This is a genomic window from Buttiauxella noackiae ATCC 51607 (genome assembly GCF_001654865.1).
Lineage (GTDB): Bacteria > Pseudomonadota > Gammaproteobacteria > Enterobacterales > Enterobacteriaceae > Buttiauxella > Buttiauxella noackiae.
Genome location: NZ_LXEO01000043.1, coordinates 1 through 14811, shown reverse-complemented (window position 1 = coordinate 14811; position 14811 = coordinate 1). Strand labels below are relative to the sequence as shown.

The 14811-nt window shown below is 50.9% G+C and carries 12 protein-coding genes, 1 tRNA gene and 1 pseudogene; 8 read left to right on the top strand and 6 right to left on the bottom strand.

The genetic code is table 11. The annotated features are described in order from the left end of the window. Nucleotides 1-148: 148 nt before the first annotated feature. Both pepT and M979_RS13760 read left to right on the top strand, forming a co-directional pair. Entirely contained in the window at nt 149-1396 is a 1248-nt protein-coding gene (gene pepT / locus M979_RS13765; protein ID WP_064555277.1) for a peptidase T, read from the top strand. Continuing rightward, nucleotides 1393-2592 carry an MFS transporter gene (locus tag M979_RS13760; protein WP_064555276.1) on the top strand — a complete coding sequence of 400 codons (1200 nt, stop codon included), beginning with the start codon at nt 1393-1395 and terminating at the stop codon, nt 2590-2592. Before pepT ends, M979_RS13760 begins: the two co-directional genes overlap by 4 nt. A gap of 34 nt (nt 2593-2626) precedes the next feature. Here the strand turns inward: M979_RS13760 and M979_RS13755 are convergent, their stop codons facing one another. The 3 genes from M979_RS13755 to M979_RS13745 all read right to left on the bottom strand — a co-directional run bounded on the left by M979_RS13755 (nt 2627) and on the right by M979_RS13745 (nt 5010). Continuing rightward, nucleotides 2627-3805 (bottom strand): MFS transporter, encoded by a 1179-nt coding sequence (locus M979_RS13755; RefSeq protein WP_064555275.1) that lies wholly within the window; start codon nt 3803-3805, stop codon nt 2627-2629. Further along, nucleotides 3806-4207: a GlcG/HbpS family heme-binding protein gene (locus M979_RS13750; protein ID WP_064555274.1), complete on the bottom strand. Its 402-nt coding sequence runs from the start codon at nt 4205-4207 to the stop codon at nt 3806-3808. It lies immediately after the preceding gene. A 104-nt stretch (nt 4208-4311) separates the two neighbouring features. Then, on the bottom strand, nt 4312-5010 hold the full coding sequence (locus M979_RS13745) for an IclR family transcriptional regulator (protein ID WP_064555273.1): 699 nt from the start codon (nt 5008-5010) through the stop codon (nt 4312-4314). Nucleotides 5011-5221: 211 nt separating this feature from the next. Between M979_RS13745 and M979_RS13740 the strand changes: the two genes are divergently transcribed. Then, a tRNA-Gly gene (locus tag M979_RS13740) sits at nt 5222-5295 on the top strand. A gap of 134 nt (nt 5296-5429) precedes the next feature. Then, nucleotides 5430-5551, top strand: a pseudogene (locus M979_RS24060) (integrase); the annotation flags it as partial. Between the two features lie 95 nt (nt 5552-5646). Here M979_RS24060 and M979_RS13735 read toward each other — a convergent pair. Next, the gene (locus M979_RS13735) at nt 5647-6444 is read right to left on the bottom strand and encodes an SDR family oxidoreductase (RefSeq protein ID WP_064555272.1); all 798 of its coding nucleotides are present in this window, start codon (nt 6442-6444) and stop codon (nt 5647-5649) included. A 148-nt stretch (nt 6445-6592) separates the two neighbouring features. On the opposite strand from M979_RS13735, the gene M979_RS13730 reads away from it, so the two are divergent. Beyond that, the gene (locus M979_RS13730) at nt 6593-7486 is read left to right on the top strand and encodes a LysR family transcriptional regulator (RefSeq protein ID WP_064555271.1); all 894 of its coding nucleotides are present in this window, start codon (nt 6593-6595) and stop codon (nt 7484-7486) included. Nucleotides 7487-7520: 34 nt separating this feature from the next. On the opposite strand, the gene M979_RS13725 is transcribed toward M979_RS13730, so the two are convergent. Together M979_RS13725 and M979_RS13720 are read right to left on the bottom strand one after the other, a co-directional pair. Further along, entirely contained in the window at nt 7521-8510 is a 990-nt protein-coding gene (locus tag M979_RS13725) for an aldo/keto reductase (RefSeq protein ID WP_064555270.1), read from the bottom strand. Nucleotides 8511-8536: 26 nt separating this feature from the next. Beyond that, nucleotides 8537-9388: an aldo/keto reductase gene (locus tag M979_RS13720; RefSeq protein WP_064555269.1), complete on the bottom strand. Its 852-nt coding sequence runs from the start codon at nt 9386-9388 to the stop codon at nt 8537-8539. A gap of 525 nt (nt 9389-9913) precedes the next feature. Here M979_RS13720 and M979_RS13715 point away from each other — a divergent pair. From M979_RS13715 to M979_RS13705, 3 genes are all read left to right on the top strand, one after another. Continuing rightward, a complete protein-coding gene (locus M979_RS13715; protein WP_064555268.1) occupies nt 9914-12448 on the top strand; it encodes a type VI secretion system Vgr family protein in 2535 nt (844 codons plus the stop codon). Next, nucleotides 12448-13737, top strand: coding sequence for a VRR-NUC domain-containing protein (locus tag M979_RS13710; RefSeq protein ID WP_064555267.1), 1290 nt, complete (start codon nt 12448-12450; stop codon nt 13735-13737). Before M979_RS13715 ends, M979_RS13710 begins: the two co-directional genes overlap by 1 nt. A 12-nt stretch (nt 13738-13749) precedes the next feature. Then, nucleotides 13750-14811: DUF3396 domain-containing protein (locus tag M979_RS13705; RefSeq protein WP_064555266.1), on the top strand; the 1062-nt coding region annotated here is incomplete at its 3' end.

The window sequence follows — 14811 nt, the reverse complement described above, 5'->3', positions numbered from 1 at the left end:
CTTTCCTGGCTAATAATGCTGCTCACTTAAATTCATAATATGAATGGTAAATATGTTGCAGGATATTAACTAAGTTATAAAAATATAACTCACTTAATGAATTTGTAATATTTATCAACCATTCCATGTTAATGGTGAGTAGTAAATAATGACAATACGTATCAACGCAGACCAAATAATAGATACCTTTATCAGGTATACAAAAATCAACACCACTTCCGTTCCAGATAATCAACACCTTCCTAGCTGTGAAAATCAGTATAAATTAGCGCAACTTGTTGCCAGTGATTTCGCAACTGAAAATGCTGTTAAGACCACCATTAACGATAATGCTATTACCGTTCTTAGCCTTGCCGCAAATAGTCCAGCAATGCCATCCATTGTCTTCTTTGCACATCTCGACACTGCGCCAGATAACGCCAATGACACCCACGCTGTACGCGTGAAAAACTATGACGGTACAGATATCGTGCTGCCTGCGACTGGTGATGCGATTACCGTTGAAGCATTCCCGGAATTACTGGGCTACGTTGGCCAGGACATCATCACCACCGACGGCACCAGCCTGCTGGGTGCAGATGACAAAGCGGCCATTGCGGCGGCAGTTGAAGCCATTCGCTATATGATTGCCACGCCTGGCTTTAAACATGGCGATATCAAACTGGTGTTATTGCCGGATGAAGAAATTGGTATTCGTGGTGCTAAAGCGCTAAATGTCGCGCAGCTCAATGCTGATTTTGGTATTTGCCTGGACTGCTGTGGTATCGGTGAATACGTGATTGAAAACTGGTATGCCGGTAGTGCCAAAATGACCTTTAAAGGCGTGACGGCTCATCCTATGAGCGCCAAAGGTAAATTAGTCAATGCTCTGCTCATTGCTAATGAAGTTATCAATGCTTTGCCTGAAAATGAGCGTCCGGAATTAACGGAAGGCCGCGAAGGGTATTTTTGGGTAAATAAAATCTCTGGTAATACCGTTAGTGCAACGCTTGAAATTGCACTGCGTGATTTTGAAATAGAGGGTTACCAGAACAGAAAATCGACATTGCGGGCAATTACCGAACAATTGCAAAATCGCTACGGTCACGAAAATATCATTCTGGAACTATCTGATACCTACGATAATGTTAAAGCGGGTCTCGATAAAAAACCGGAAATTATTGCCAGTGTTCAGCAAGCAATGCGCAATTTGGGAATCGAGCCGAAGCCGTTAATTATGCGTGGTGGGTATGACGGCAGCGTTATCACTCCAGCTGGTTTGCCTACAGTAAATATCTTTACCGGTGCCCATAATTTCCACTCAACCAAAGAGTTCCTCCCTGCAGAATCCCTGCGCCTGGCAAGTGAAATGCTGCTGGAAATCATCACTCTGAGCGCTCAGGAGGTTTCTGCGTGAATAAGTGGATAATCGAGTTTGTTCTGTATGCGGTTTATATGGTTTTTGGTGCAGCCTGGGCGACAACCGGTGCAGTGATGCCGCAAATCATGGCCGATTTTAATATCGATGTTTCTCATGCGGCGTTGATGTCGAATGTGATTCTGTGGGCGAAAATTCTCGGTGCCTTCTGCACGTCAATTCTGACGGCACAACTGGGCGCGAAGAAATCCTATCTTTTGGGTTGTGTGCTTACCGGGTTATCGATATTCATCCCATGGACCAATAATTTCGACCTGTTGTTAGTGATTCGCTTTATGGGCGGCCTGGGCGGCGCAATTTGCCTGGTTTCATTGGTGCCGACCGTGGCACGTTTGTTTAATAACAAAACCGCCTCTGCACTCAACAGCCTGAACTGCACCTCCAATATCATCGGCACTATTATCGCGTTGACGCTGGCGGGCAGCTTATCTGTCTACTTTGGTGGCTGGAGAAACCTGCTGGCAGTATATGGCGTGATCACGCTGGTTCTGGGAGTGGTGTGGCTTATCTTCTTTACCGATGAAGAAGTTACCGTTACTACTGCAAGCAACGACGGGAGCACGGATAAACTGCGCATCATGAAAGATGCGATTTTTAACCGCGTGGTGTGGGGAATGATTGCCCAGTACGTCGGCGCGATGATCATGATGATTTTCATGTTCACCTTCCTGCCACTTTACTACGCCAAATATGCACACCTGCCGCCAGAGTCACATGCTCATCTGAGCGGTACCGTGAACCAGGTCGGTATTATGCTTGGTGCGATTGTTGGACCTTTCTTCAAAGCTCGCGGCTACCATTATAAAAACTGGTTATTTAGCACCAGCATTGTAATGGCGATAACCACCTTCATTATGCTGTTTGCAACAAACGACATTCTGATTCTGGTCTGCTCATTCCTGACGGGTTTTGTGTTTGCGACCTGGTTTGCCTTTATCTTCTCTATCCCAAAAGAGATGCTAAAAGGGGCCAATACCCAAACCGTTACCTATACAATGTCGACATTCTGGGTATGCACTTTCGTTATCGCTACCGCTAACAGTCAATTAATTGGCTGGTCGATTGATGCAACCGGTAGCTTCACAATGGGCTTTATTTGGGTGTTTGCGTTGATGGTTGTTTCACCTATCGTTGCACTGCTGGTATTCCCGAAAAAAGCGGCAGCTCACGCTTAAAAAAGAGAGGGAAACCGTGAGGTTTCCCTTTATCTCAGTTGCGTTGATTATGTTTACGCGTAAGCCAGAGTAGGGGGATTTGAGCTAACAACACCAACAGCATGCCCACCCATGGGGTCATTGCCATCTTGTTTTGCGCCACTAATCCACTGCCCAAAATTTCCCCCAAAGTGATACCCAGGTTAAAAGCCGAAATATTCAACGCTGAAGCGAAATCCACTGCGCGAGGAGCCCAACGTGATGCCGTTTCCAGCATTCCTGCCTGAAAACCTGGCGACATTCCGAATGCCAGCACACCCCAAATAAATAGCAGCGGTACAACAGCCAGTTTGTTTGAGAGGCTGAATGCCAGGAGCACAAATACCGCCATCAGAGCTGGCAGCATACGACGTAACGCAGTAGGCCAGCCGAGACTTGCAGCCCAGCGTCCTCCCGCCATATTTCCAACTAAAGTGGCTATGCCAAAAACCACTAATAATATGCTGGCAGTGTGAACTGAAAACCCACTAATACCAGTCAAAATAGGGGTGATAAAGGTGAAGGCTGCAAAACTTGCCCCAAAGCCGAGTATGGTAATACTCATCATCGCCAGAATCGTGGGCTGCTTTAATGCAGACAGCTGAACAAACGCCGATGCTGCCTTCTGTGTGGGTAATGTCGGAACCCAGCGTGCCGTTGCCACCAGAGCAATTGCGGCTAACACTGCGACCCCAAAAAAGGGCAAACGCCAGCCCAGACCGTTACCCATCAGGCTTCCCAATGGCACACCAATAATCATCGCAAGCGTCAGGCCTGCAAACATAACGGAAATTGCCCGACTTGCAGCTCCCGGTGCAGCTAATCGGGCAGCAACAGTGGCACCAATAGCAAAAAAACTGCCGTGTGCAATTGCTGTGATGATGCGACCCAGCAATAGCATGTGATAGCCGGTAGAAAATGCGGATAGCAGGTTACCAAAAAGAAAGGTCGTCACTAATGCCAGTAGCAATGGTTTACGCGGCAATCGTGCAAGCCCAAGAACGACAATTGGTGTGCCAATGGCGAGCGCAAGCGCGTAGGTTCCGACCAGGCTTCCGGCCTGCGCCAGCGACACATGTAAATCTTGTGCAATGGCGGGCAGCACACCGACGACGATAAACTCCGCCACACCAATAGCAAATGCCGTAACTGCAAGGGCCCATACACCCGCATGAATGCGATGTGTCGAGCTCATTTATGCTCTCCCGACTGCGGCCAGCGCAATGATCTGATCGGCTTCTACCGTTGCGCCAGCTATACCTACGGCTCCTGTTACGTGGTTCTGTTCATCGTAGAGCACTACGCCACCGCCAAAACTAATTAACCCACCGTTTGTGGATTCGAGAGTATAAATTGCACCGCCCGGCTGAGCATCTGCACCAAGAGTCAGGCTATCTGTGCGGAACAGTGCTGCTGTGCGTGCTTTCTTAATGGAGACATCAATGGCGCCAGGGACGGCGTTGTCCATGCGCAAAAAACCACGAAGTAGACCCGCGTCATCCACCACGCTGATATTGATAGCAAAGTTCATCTCTTGAGAGAGCTTACGGGCGCGCTCAATCACTTGCACAACGGTTGATTCACTTAAAACAGACATTGGAAAACTCCTTGATGTGATAAAGAGTTGCCAATGATTGCTGTGAGCTAATAATTTGTGAAGACAGGGAGAGTGCCTGGAGGCTGAAGTTTGATAATGCCGAACTAATCTTGGTTAAATGCGATAGCGAGCGCTTTCAAGGCTGGCTTGCTTAAACGCTTGGCTGGAGCTGCTACGCCTAATGCTGCAATAACGCATCCTTGCCGACGAAGCGGTATAGCCAGGCAATGTAGCCCCACTTCAGCTTCTTCAAGGTCGAGAGCATAACCTTGCTCGCGGATGGTATGTAATTCCTGCTCAAGTTTTGCAGGCAGTAGGTTTGCTCGTCGCAAACTGCGCACTAATCCAGGTTCATTAGCTAAAAATATCTTGCCAATAGCTGAGGTCGTTAACCCTTCACGGCGCCCGCGTGGACTGGCTATACGTAGGTTATTACACCCTTCGATAGCATCAATATAAAGATACTCACGCGTGCCACAAGGCACTGCCAGATAGCTGGTTTCGCCGCTTAGTCTCGCTATTCTCAATAAAGCTGGTGTAAATACTTCCCGTAATTGTTCATCCGCGTCTGCCAGAGGTTGCGAGATATCTCGCAAACGCAAGCCTAGTGCGTAATGCGTTCCTCTGCGGGTTACGTAACCCAGTGCCGAGAGAGTGTTAAGCAGACCATGTAATGTGCTTTTGTTTAAATCAAGTCGTGCTGATAAATCGGCTAGACGAGCGACACCACCTGCGGCAGCAATATCTTCAAGTATCGCCATCGCGCGTTCAACTGACTGTATGCGGCGGTTCTCATCAATCATTTTTAAGCTCTATGCAGTTGAAATGTTCACCATTGTAGAACTTATAGGGTGGAGGGGACAACGGGAGGGAAGTGCCAATAAGTTGATTTACCAACAAGGCTAAAATATTCGCATGCCTCTAATAAAAACAATCGCTTAATAATCCACCATGTAAAATGAAAAGGCGCTTGCCAGTGAAGGCTGAACGTCTATAATGCCTACGCACTTCTAAGCGGGTGTAGTTCAATGGTAGAACGGCAGCTTCCCAAGCTGCATACGAGGGTTCGATTCCCTTCACCCGCTCCAAACTCAAGTCTCCTGAAGTCTACCAAACTCAATTTTCCCTTGATAAATCAGCAGTTATAGCATTCTGTTAGTCTATTGAACTCAATTGTACTCCTCCAGGGTCAAGCTTAATGTGGGGTAAAATGTACCCCTGCTATGCCGTTGTGACTGGTAGGGCCGAGTAAAATCCAGCACCGTCACCCCTCATGAGAAAGAGCACTACGCTTTTTTAACTCAGGATCAATTACCAGAGTTTCTTCGGACTCTGAATACCTATCAATGGCTGATGTTGGGTCTGACCAAAATGATTAATTTCCTGAGCAGCAGAGGCGGCATTTATTGAAATAAAACCTATGACCAAAGTAATGGTAGTTAGGGTTTCAGGTTTTTATATTTATTGTTTTTTGAGTACAAGTTCAGTTCATTAATAATGCACTCAGGTTCTTCCCTGAGGGGCATATTGTCGATGTCCAAAACCCCATCATTTTTTTGTGGATCATCAATCCGCAGGTCTGCAAACAGTGGGGTAAGATCCTGCTGTGCTTCACCTTGTTCAGCCACAAGCTCAAAAGTTTTATTTTTTGCCGCATCGTTGGTCAGGGCACTGACCAGAACCTGGGCGATTTGCTCTCTGGATATCACGCCATCTTCCGGTGTTCCAGCATGGCGACGATCTCCCTGAAGCATAACGATTCTGTACTCATCATCATTGTTGTAATCAAACCAGCCGGGCCTGACGATGGTATAGGGGTGACCGCTTGCCCTGACCAGACGCTCGGCACGTCTTTTCCAGTCATGAACCTCAGTGCGTTGATTCCAGGTGCTGAGTCGTTCAGTCACGCCAATCGTGGTCATTAGTCCGATACGAACAGGCGTTTTCTTGAAGATGCGTAAAATGTTACGCACACCGCCGTAATCTATCGCTCTGGCACCAATACGACCCTGACCATCGGAACCGAGAGTAAAGATGATGGCATCAATATCTTTCGGCAATTCGGTGAGTGTTTCCGGCATTGAAACATCGCCGTAAAAAACATTCGTTCCACGAGGAAGCAATTTTACTTTGCGCTTATTTCTGACCAGCGCTACGGGCTGATGGCCCATTTTGATGGCGGTATTCAAGACATGCAGACCAATACTTCCTGTCGCGCCTGCAACGAGTATTTTCATGATAAACCTTCTGATAATTCAGACTTATATTCGATACAGTCAGACTATCAATTATCATTAATGTCAGAAATGGGGCTAAAATGATTGTGTCTATGAATACCCTTCATGAATGTGCGATGAAGGGAATGCCTCCATAAGGAAATCACCGATGCTCAAAGAAAACTTCAACGAACTGCAAATCTTTCTTGTGGTGGCAAGGGAGCGAAGTTTTACCAAAGCAGCGGGCAAACTGGGTGTTTCTCAGTCTGCACTCAGCCACGCGATGAAAGCGCTGGAGGAAAGGCTGAATATCCGCCTTCTGACCCGCACGACCCGAAGCGTTGCCCCCACAGAAGCCGGTGAGAGAATTATTGCCTGCCTTGAACCCCGTATTGCCGATCTTGAGCAGGAGCTGGAATCGCTGGTTCAACTGAACGGCACTGCCTCCGGCAATATCCGTTTATCTGCCGGGGAGCATGCCGCGCGAAGTCTGGTATGGCCGAAGTTAAAACCCTTCCTCAGGGAATACCCGGAAATTAATCTCGAACTGGTGGTGGATAACGGCTTTGTCGATATTGTTGAGGGACGTTTTGATGCCGGGATCCGTCTTGGCGAAAGTGTGGATAAGGATATGATTGCGGTAAGAATTGGGCCAGACATGACAATGGCCGTGGTGGGAGCACCGTCTTATTTTGCCGCTAACCCCATGCCCAAAACACCGCACGAGCTACAAAATCATCGGTGTATCAATATGCGCCTGCCGACTGCCGGGGGACTTTACCACTGGGAGTTTGAGAAAGAAGGAAAACCGTTACGGGTCAGAGTCGAAGGGCAGGTAACGTTTAATCTGCAGACGGAAAGGATTGATGCTGCTTTATCCGGTTTTGGCATCGCCTGTATACCTGAAGACAGGGTTCAGGATTATATAAAGTCAGGAGAGCTTATTCAGGTTCTGCAGGACTGGTGTCCATCTTTCCCCGGATATTATCTCTACTACCCGAGCCGTAAGCAGCATCCACCCGCTTTTGCACTGATGATTGATGCACTTCGCTACTCGGAATAACGGGTCCGCCATTTGCTGTGGACCCGTCCGGGTATTAACGACCTACGCGAGCCTGGTGCTCAGGAGAGTAACGTTCGCCGACGATTTTAATCGTTTCAATTGCCTGGGTTATCTGATGAGAATCATCCTGCGAAAGAATGATGTCGGCAGCTCCCAGGTTCTCCTCCAGCCGGTGCAGTTTGGTGGTGCCAGGGATGGGAACAATCCACGGCTTTTGTGCCAGTAGCCATGCCAGCGCGATTTGCGCAGAGGTCACGCCTTTCCCAGCTGCCAGTTCACCCAACAACGAGACCAGCTTTTCATTGGCTTCAATCGCCTGTTCGGCGAAACGCGGCACGGTGCTTCTGTAATCATCCTTGCCAAACGTCGTTCCAGGCTTAATCGATCCCGTCAGGAAGCCTTTGCCTAATGGGCTGAAGGGCACAAAACCAATGCCCAATTCCTCCAGCAACGGCAGGATCTCCTGCTCAGGCTCGCGCCACCACATGGAGTATTCACTTTGCAGGGCAGTGACCGGTTGTACCGCATGCGCCCGACGAATGGTTTGCGCACCCGCTTCGGACAGACCGAAATGTTTAACTTTGCCTTCAGCGATCAGGTCTTTTACGGTACCCGCAACATCTTCAATCGGCACATCCGGGTCGACACGGTGTTGATACAGCAGGTCAATGACATCAGTCTTAAGACGGCGTAATGATCCTTCCACCGCTTCACGAATATGCTCCGGACGGCTGTTTAAAATCTGCTGCTTGTTGTCGTCGCCAAAGGTAAAACCAAATTTGGTGGCGATGACCACACGGTCACGGAACGGTTTTAAGGCAATGCCTACAACCTCTTCATTAAGGAAGGGGCCATACACTTCGGCGGTATCGAAGAAGGTGACACCACGTTCGACCGCAGCGCGAATGAGCTCGATAGCCTGACGAGTATCGGTCGCCGGGCCGTAGCCGTGACTTAAGCCCATGCAGCCGAGCCCAAGCGCGGAGACTTCGAGTCCTGATTGACCAAGATAACGTTTTTGCATTGAATGAATACCTCTTTTATCGCGACTTAAACGTCAAGTTTGCGGCCAGTCAGCCATTCAACCATCGCCGGGTCGCGGTGAGAGAAGAAGGCGCTGGTTGCAGTATCAAGTGCGGCAATCTGCAGCATATCTTCAGAACTGAGTTCAAAATCGAGTATGTTGATGTTCTCTGCCATGCGCTCTTTGCGCACCGATTTCGCCAGTGAAACGATGCCGCGCTGGAAGATCCAACGCAGTACAACCTGGCCGACGCTTTTGCCATACTTCTGACCAATTGCCGTTAACACGGGATGCTGGAACAGGCCATTTTTACCTTCAGCAAACGGTGCCCAGGCTTCCGGCTGAATGCCACGGCTTTGATTCCATGGAACCGCATGCAGTTGTTGGTTGAAGGGGTTAACTTCAATCTGGTTTACCGCCGGGACGACTTTGTTGAAGGCGATAAGGTCGGCCAGTCGGTCAGGATGGAAGTTGCTTACGCCAATGGCGCGAATTTTTCCTGCCTGTTGCAGTTCTTCCATAGCACGCCATGCCCCGTGGACATCGCCGTAAGGCTGGTGAATCAAATAGAGGTCAACATAGTCCAGCTGCAGGCGATTCAGGGAGCGTTCGAACTGGGCTTTAGCGCCTTCGTAATTCGTATCCTGCAGCCACAGTTTGGTGGTGACAAAGAGTTCGTTACGGGCGATGCCGGTCTGTTTCAGCGCGTTCCCGACCTGAGTTTCATTCTGGTAAGACGCAGCGGTATCGATCAGGCGGTATCCTGTATCGATGGCATCAATAACGGCTCTTTCGCATTCAGCAGCATCCGTCATCTGGAAGACACCAAAGCCCAGCAGGGGCATTTCAATACCGTTGTTCAGTTTTACAGTTTGCATGACGTTATCCTTCAGCTGTTGTGTTGGAAAAGCATAACGCAAAGCGATTTATTTGATTAGATGGGGTAATTAGCTAGGGTTTATTAGATGTGCTCATTAATTGATAGAGCTGAGGGGCGGGTTTGTGCCCAGGCTGACCTGTTCCCATTGATTAATACGCCTTAACGGCCTGTCAGCGAAAAGCTTCTCACTCTGCTGATACAGGAACTAAAGCGATGATTCCATGACCTTCCGGGACCCAAATCTGGCTGGTTGCCGGTATCACCGATATGAGAAATGGCTTCAATGGCCTGGCTACAAAGCACAGATGGTGCTAACCAGCGGCAACAGCACTTCAGGGTAATCTGCAGGGGGAATGATGTTGAATCTCCGGGCAGAGTAGTAAATGTCAGATCAATGACCCGATATATTACTGGCGACAGTCTGATTCTTAAATATCCCTTATGGAATAAGGGATAAAATCGTGAAACTATTCCCCGATTTACGTTAAGGACGCCCTGATTTTCATAATGGGTACTTTGTCTAATGACTAAGGAAGGGCATTTGGCTACTCAAGTTAAAACACTGTCCGGCTATTCGCTAGAGATCTGGGGCGGAACGTTCCCGGCAGATGTGCTGCGTTTTCGTGGTCGGGAAGCATTAAGCGAGCCGTTTCGCTGGGTGATTGAGTTCACGTCGCCACAAGCCAACCTCCGGCCTGAACAGGCACTGATGAAGTACGCCAGTTTCAGTATGCGGGACGGCAAGGTGGTGCATGGCGTTCTTACCCGGTTGGAATGGCTTTCCACGAATGCCGATGAATCCCGCTACCGCGTCACCCTTGAATCTCGTCTTGCCTTACTGTCCCGCACCCGCCGCTGCGGTGTTTATCAGAATAACTCTGTACCCGAAGTGGTTGAACAGGTGCTGCGAGCGCACGGGCTGGAGGCGCCTGACTTTGAGTTTCGCCTGTTCCGCGAATATCCGCCGCGTGAAGTGATTACCCAGTGGCGTGAAACAGACCTGGAATTTATCCAGCGTATTCTTGCAGAGGTGGGGATCTGGTTCCGTTTTGAAATGAATGCCGCAACGGAAATGGAAATCGTCATTTTTGGTGATAGCCAGTTGCAGTATATGTTCGGTGTCAGCCTGCCTTACGGGGAGCTTTCGGGGCTGTCTGACGGTGCGCGTGAATCGGTGTGGGGTGTGCGCACCTGGCACAATGTGGTGAGTGGCGGTGTCGCCTTGCGTGATTACAACTACCGTACCGCCACCACGCCGCTGGACGCGACAGTCAGCGTGCGCAATGACGTGGTGACTACGGGAGAACATTATCACTACAGCGCCCCATACCGGGAAGCAGGGGATGACAGCGCCCCTGAGCCGGAGACTGAAAGCGGCGCATTTTACGCCCGACTCCACCACGAACGCGAGCTGAATAAATCGGCCCGTATCCACCTGTTCAGCAACGCTTCCCAGCTCAGCCCCGGCCAGGTGCTGGAGCCGCAGGGTGATGTCGTCCCGGCGCTGAAAGAAGGTGTGATAATGACGCTGGTGACGTTTATCGGCTCCCGCGATTCACGGCTGTATGTCTCTGTCTGGGGCCAGCCCTACACCGAACGGTACTGCTTCCGCCCGGTGTGCCCTGAACGCCCGGAAACCCACGGCACACTCCCGGCCAGAATCGAGAGTCGCGAGAAGGGGGATATCTACGCACACCTGGATGAGCAGGGTCGTTACCGGGTGAAACTGGACTTTGACCGTGATGACCGCGAACAGGGTTACGCATACCTGTGGCTGCGGATGGCAAAGCCGTATGCCGGTGACACATTCGGCTGGCACACGCCGCTGACTGACGGTACCGAAGTCGCTATTGCTTACGGGAATGGCGATATTGACCTGCCGTATATTTCTCATGCGCTGCATGACTCCGGGCACCCTGATATCGTCAGTCGCGATAACCGCAGCCAGAATATTTTGCGCACCGCCTCACGAAATGAGTTGCGGATGGAAGACCTGCGGGGCAAGGAGCATATCCAGCTCACCACGGAAGCGGGGAAAACCCAGCTGAACACCGGACATCTGGTGGATGCACAGGGCAAACCCCGTGGCACCGGCACCGAACTTCGCACCGACGGCTACGGCACGCTGCGCGCAGCAAAGGGGCTGTTTATCAGCGCAGACGGACAGGCGAAAGCGCAGGGGCAGGTGCTGGATATGGACGCGGCGCTGAAGACTATCGACCTGCTGCAACAGCAACTGGCCCGGCTGGCTGCCGCCGCTGAACAGGCCAAAGCACTGAAGGCAGACATCGACAGCCAGAAACAGATGTTTGAAGCGCGCCTGAAACCGCTGAATAAAATCCTGCACGTCTCGGCCCCGGAAGGGGTGGCTTTTACCAGCGGTGAGAATATGCAGCTTGCAGCAAAGAAGAACGTTGCCATCAGTGCCGGAGGCGATATCAGCGTGGGTGTGATGGGCAACATGACCGCGCTGACGGGGGAAAAGCTGGGGATGTTTGCGCGCAGCGGGCCGATGAGCCTGAAAGCGAGCGAAGGCCCGGTGGAGATGCAGGCCCAGAACGGCAATCTGCGGCTGTTTGCGGAGAAGAAACTGACGCTGACCAGCACCGAAGACATTCTGTTCGCGGGCAAGAAGCGCATCACGCTGATTGGCGGTGGCGGCAGTTATCTGAAGATAGAGGCGGGGAAGGTGGAGTACGGCACGACAACCCAGTATCTGCGCAAGATGAAGCGGACGGTGAAGGCTGGGGCGCAGGGTATGCCGATGAAAATGCCCCGCACCGGCACTGCATACATCTATTCGGCTATCTATCAGTTGCAGGACAAAAACGGCAACATTCTGGTGAATACACCCTATCGCCTCACCACCCCATCAGGCCAGACAGCAACAGGATTCAGCGATAACGAAGGCCGCTCCGTGCCGGTTTATACCCGTCAGCAGGAGGATGTGGAACTGCATGTCCTGACGAAAACACCACAGCCGGAAGAATCGATGTGGTTTGTGGGGGAAACCGATACGCAACAACTGGAAACTGAACTCAGGGAGAACCCGTCATAATGGAAATGCCCGATTTACCCGATACACCGACACCCGATATTCCCGACGGGGGGACCAACCCACCGTGGGACTGCACCACGACGGGCGTCGAAATGGTCGAGAAACAGTCACGTCTGCCGACCACCGAAAACCGTCAGTACCTGCATATCAAGGTGGAATACGCCATGCGTTTTCCGCAACTGTCGGCGCAGATCCGCCGTGAAGGCAAAACTTACCAGATGAGTCTTAAGCAGACCATGATGAGTGGTCTTATACGCGTGGATGAAATCGCGCGAAACTACTGCTGGTACTACAAGGCGGAAGTGCCGTTTGATATGCGTACCACACCGCCACGCCCTTTTCTGAGCAGTACGCTGCTGAAAAAGGACGGCCCCGGCCGTCGCCATACCACCAATCCCTTCCCGGTGCCCGGCAGGGGGATATACCGCCGTCCTGACATCATTATTGTTAAGAACAAACAGGATCGCTGGCCAGGGCTGGCCGGGCCAGATACTGAAGGCAGTATGCATGGTGACAATCTGGCCCGCTTGGTGGAGGTGAAGTTTCCGGGGGATGATTTTGGCGAAGGGCAATATGGGGACTACATGAAAATTGTAGGCGGAATTGGTCATGAAGATCGCATGACCATTCTGGAGATCCACGACTGTCGCCCGGAAGAGCACCAGTGGGCTGATCAGGTGGTCAACGCGACTCTGAAAGCCTGGCAGAGCAGCGGGGCAAAATACTGGCCGCTGGCTCTCTTCCCCCCGATATTTATACCCCGTCCGCCCTCCCGCCCTGTTGCTGCCAGAATAGAGCCCTGGACGTATGCCGGGCACGTTGTAGCCGACCTCAGTGAGGGCGCGGTGCGTGGCGTGGCTGAAGGCTGGAACGCCCTGTCAAAAGAGACGCAGCAGGTCCTGAATTCAGCGGCCAGCTGGCTTAACGACAGCGGTGAGTGGGTTTACCGGCAGGGAAGCGAGGCCTGGGTCTGGGCCAGCAAAACCGGTAAGGCAGTGAAATCCTGGACCAACGCCCAGATTAAAGCCGCATGGGCAGAAATACAGCACGCCACCGATATGACGCTCGATATGCTCAGACAGGTGGACTGGGTACAGGTTTTAACCAATGTCGCGAAAACGGTCGGCGTTATTCTGGTTGCCGTGGGTATCGGCGTTCTGGTGGTAACACTGGGTATCCCGGAAGCCATTATTGGGGCATTTTTACTGATTGTTCGTCTGGCAATAAGCGCCTGGGGAACACTGGCAGCTATTCTCGGTACGGGGACGGCAGCACTGGCGGCCGGTTAAAAAGGAGCAGGTATGGAATTGCAGGATTTTGAGCTGAACTACATCGAGAAATGGCTGCCGGAAGCCTCCGTGAAATATAAAGACGGCAGTCCGGCGGTCAATCTCAGTCTGATTATCACCGTCTTTTTTAAAGACGGGCATACACTGGAAGTCCGCCGCAGGATGGTGGAGTGTGTGGATCGTTTTTATGAGGAATTTAAGCCATATCTGAAAAAAACGTTACCAGGTAAGAAGTGGACAGCTATTACAGAGAAGAATTATGCCAAACAAAAGCAGGAACTACTTGATTCCACGCCTGAAGAGATTGTCGACTGGGTTCTAAGCAGCGCTACTGAATCTAATCTGGCACCAGATTACAGCATTCTCATTGTCGGTGAGCGTATCTACCACAATGAGAATGATCGCTCAGTCATTAAGTTAACACTCCCGTTGTCACTACTGAAAGAGCCTGACGGCAAAAAGCGCTATGAAGCCTGGCTGATGTGGCTGTGTGACACCTTCTCGGTGGAAAGTGGTTATGCGGGACTGTCGTTTGCACTTCCTTATGCCCGTGAGCGAATGTTTCCGTATGAATTTGCCTTGGCGCAGCGTTTTTCCGGCGTGATGGTGGATTCTCTTGGCACGCTGGAAGGCGGTGGCGCTGTTATGGGCCTGAAAGGTGCCTGCTGGTACACCATTCTGGGTACGCCGTGGCTGGAAAAGCTGGGCGGAGCGGAAAAATTAACGCATCGTTTGGCCAAAACGCCTGAAATAAGCCTGCTTCCCTATAGCAACGGGGTGATCCTTAAAGCCGGTAGGCTTCCTCCTCCATTAGGCGAAATGAAAATCGAAGGATTATCGCCACTTCTGGTCAAAGTTAACCAGCTCATTAAACCCGTGCGGTTTAATGAATCAAGATCCCTGCATTTCTACTCGGAATATGAAGGACTTCAGTTCGACAAAAAATCCACCATGCAGTGGTACAGGCGTTTCGATGAAGCGAGTGCTCTGCTGGATAAAGACGAAATAGGAAAATCCTACGACCCTGTGCGCATTACTCGCTGGACCGATGAAATTGCGCCCTACGCCGGGCAG

What these genes read in the sequence shown, in the direction of transcription:
- pepT (WP_064555277.1), top strand. Translation starts at nt 149, where the DNA reads ATGACAATACGTATCAACGCAGACCAAATAATAGATACCTTTATCAGG.
- M979_RS13755 (WP_064555275.1), bottom strand. Translation starts at nt 3,805, where the DNA reads ATGAGCTCGACACATCGCATTCATGCGGGTGTATGGGCCCTTGCAGTT.
- M979_RS13750 (WP_064555274.1), bottom strand. Translation starts at nt 4,207, where the DNA reads ATGTCTGTTTTAAGTGAATCAACCGTTGTGCAAGTGATTGAGCGCGCC.
- M979_RS13745 (WP_064555273.1), bottom strand. Translation starts at nt 5,010, where the DNA reads ATGATTGATGAGAACCGCCGCATACAGTCAGTTGAACGCGCGATGGCG.
- M979_RS13735 (WP_064555272.1), bottom strand. Translation starts at nt 6,444, where the DNA reads ATGAAAATACTCGTTGCAGGCGCGACAGGAAGTATTGGTCTGCATGTC.
- M979_RS13730 (WP_064555271.1), top strand. Translation starts at nt 6,593, where the DNA reads ATGCTCAAAGAAAACTTCAACGAACTGCAAATCTTTCTTGTGGTGGCA.
- M979_RS13725 (WP_064555270.1), bottom strand. Translation starts at nt 8,510, where the DNA reads ATGCAAAAACGTTATCTTGGTCAATCAGGACTCGAAGTCTCCGCGCTT.
- M979_RS13720 (WP_064555269.1), bottom strand. Translation starts at nt 9,388, where the DNA reads ATGCAAACTGTAAAACTGAACAACGGTATTGAAATGCCCCTGCTGGGC.
- M979_RS13715 (WP_064555268.1), top strand. Translation starts at nt 9,914, where the DNA reads ATGACTAAGGAAGGGCATTTGGCTACTCAAGTTAAAACACTGTCCGGC.
- M979_RS13710 (WP_064555267.1), top strand. Translation starts at nt 12,448, where the DNA reads ATGGAAATGCCCGATTTACCCGATACACCGACACCCGATATTCCCGAC.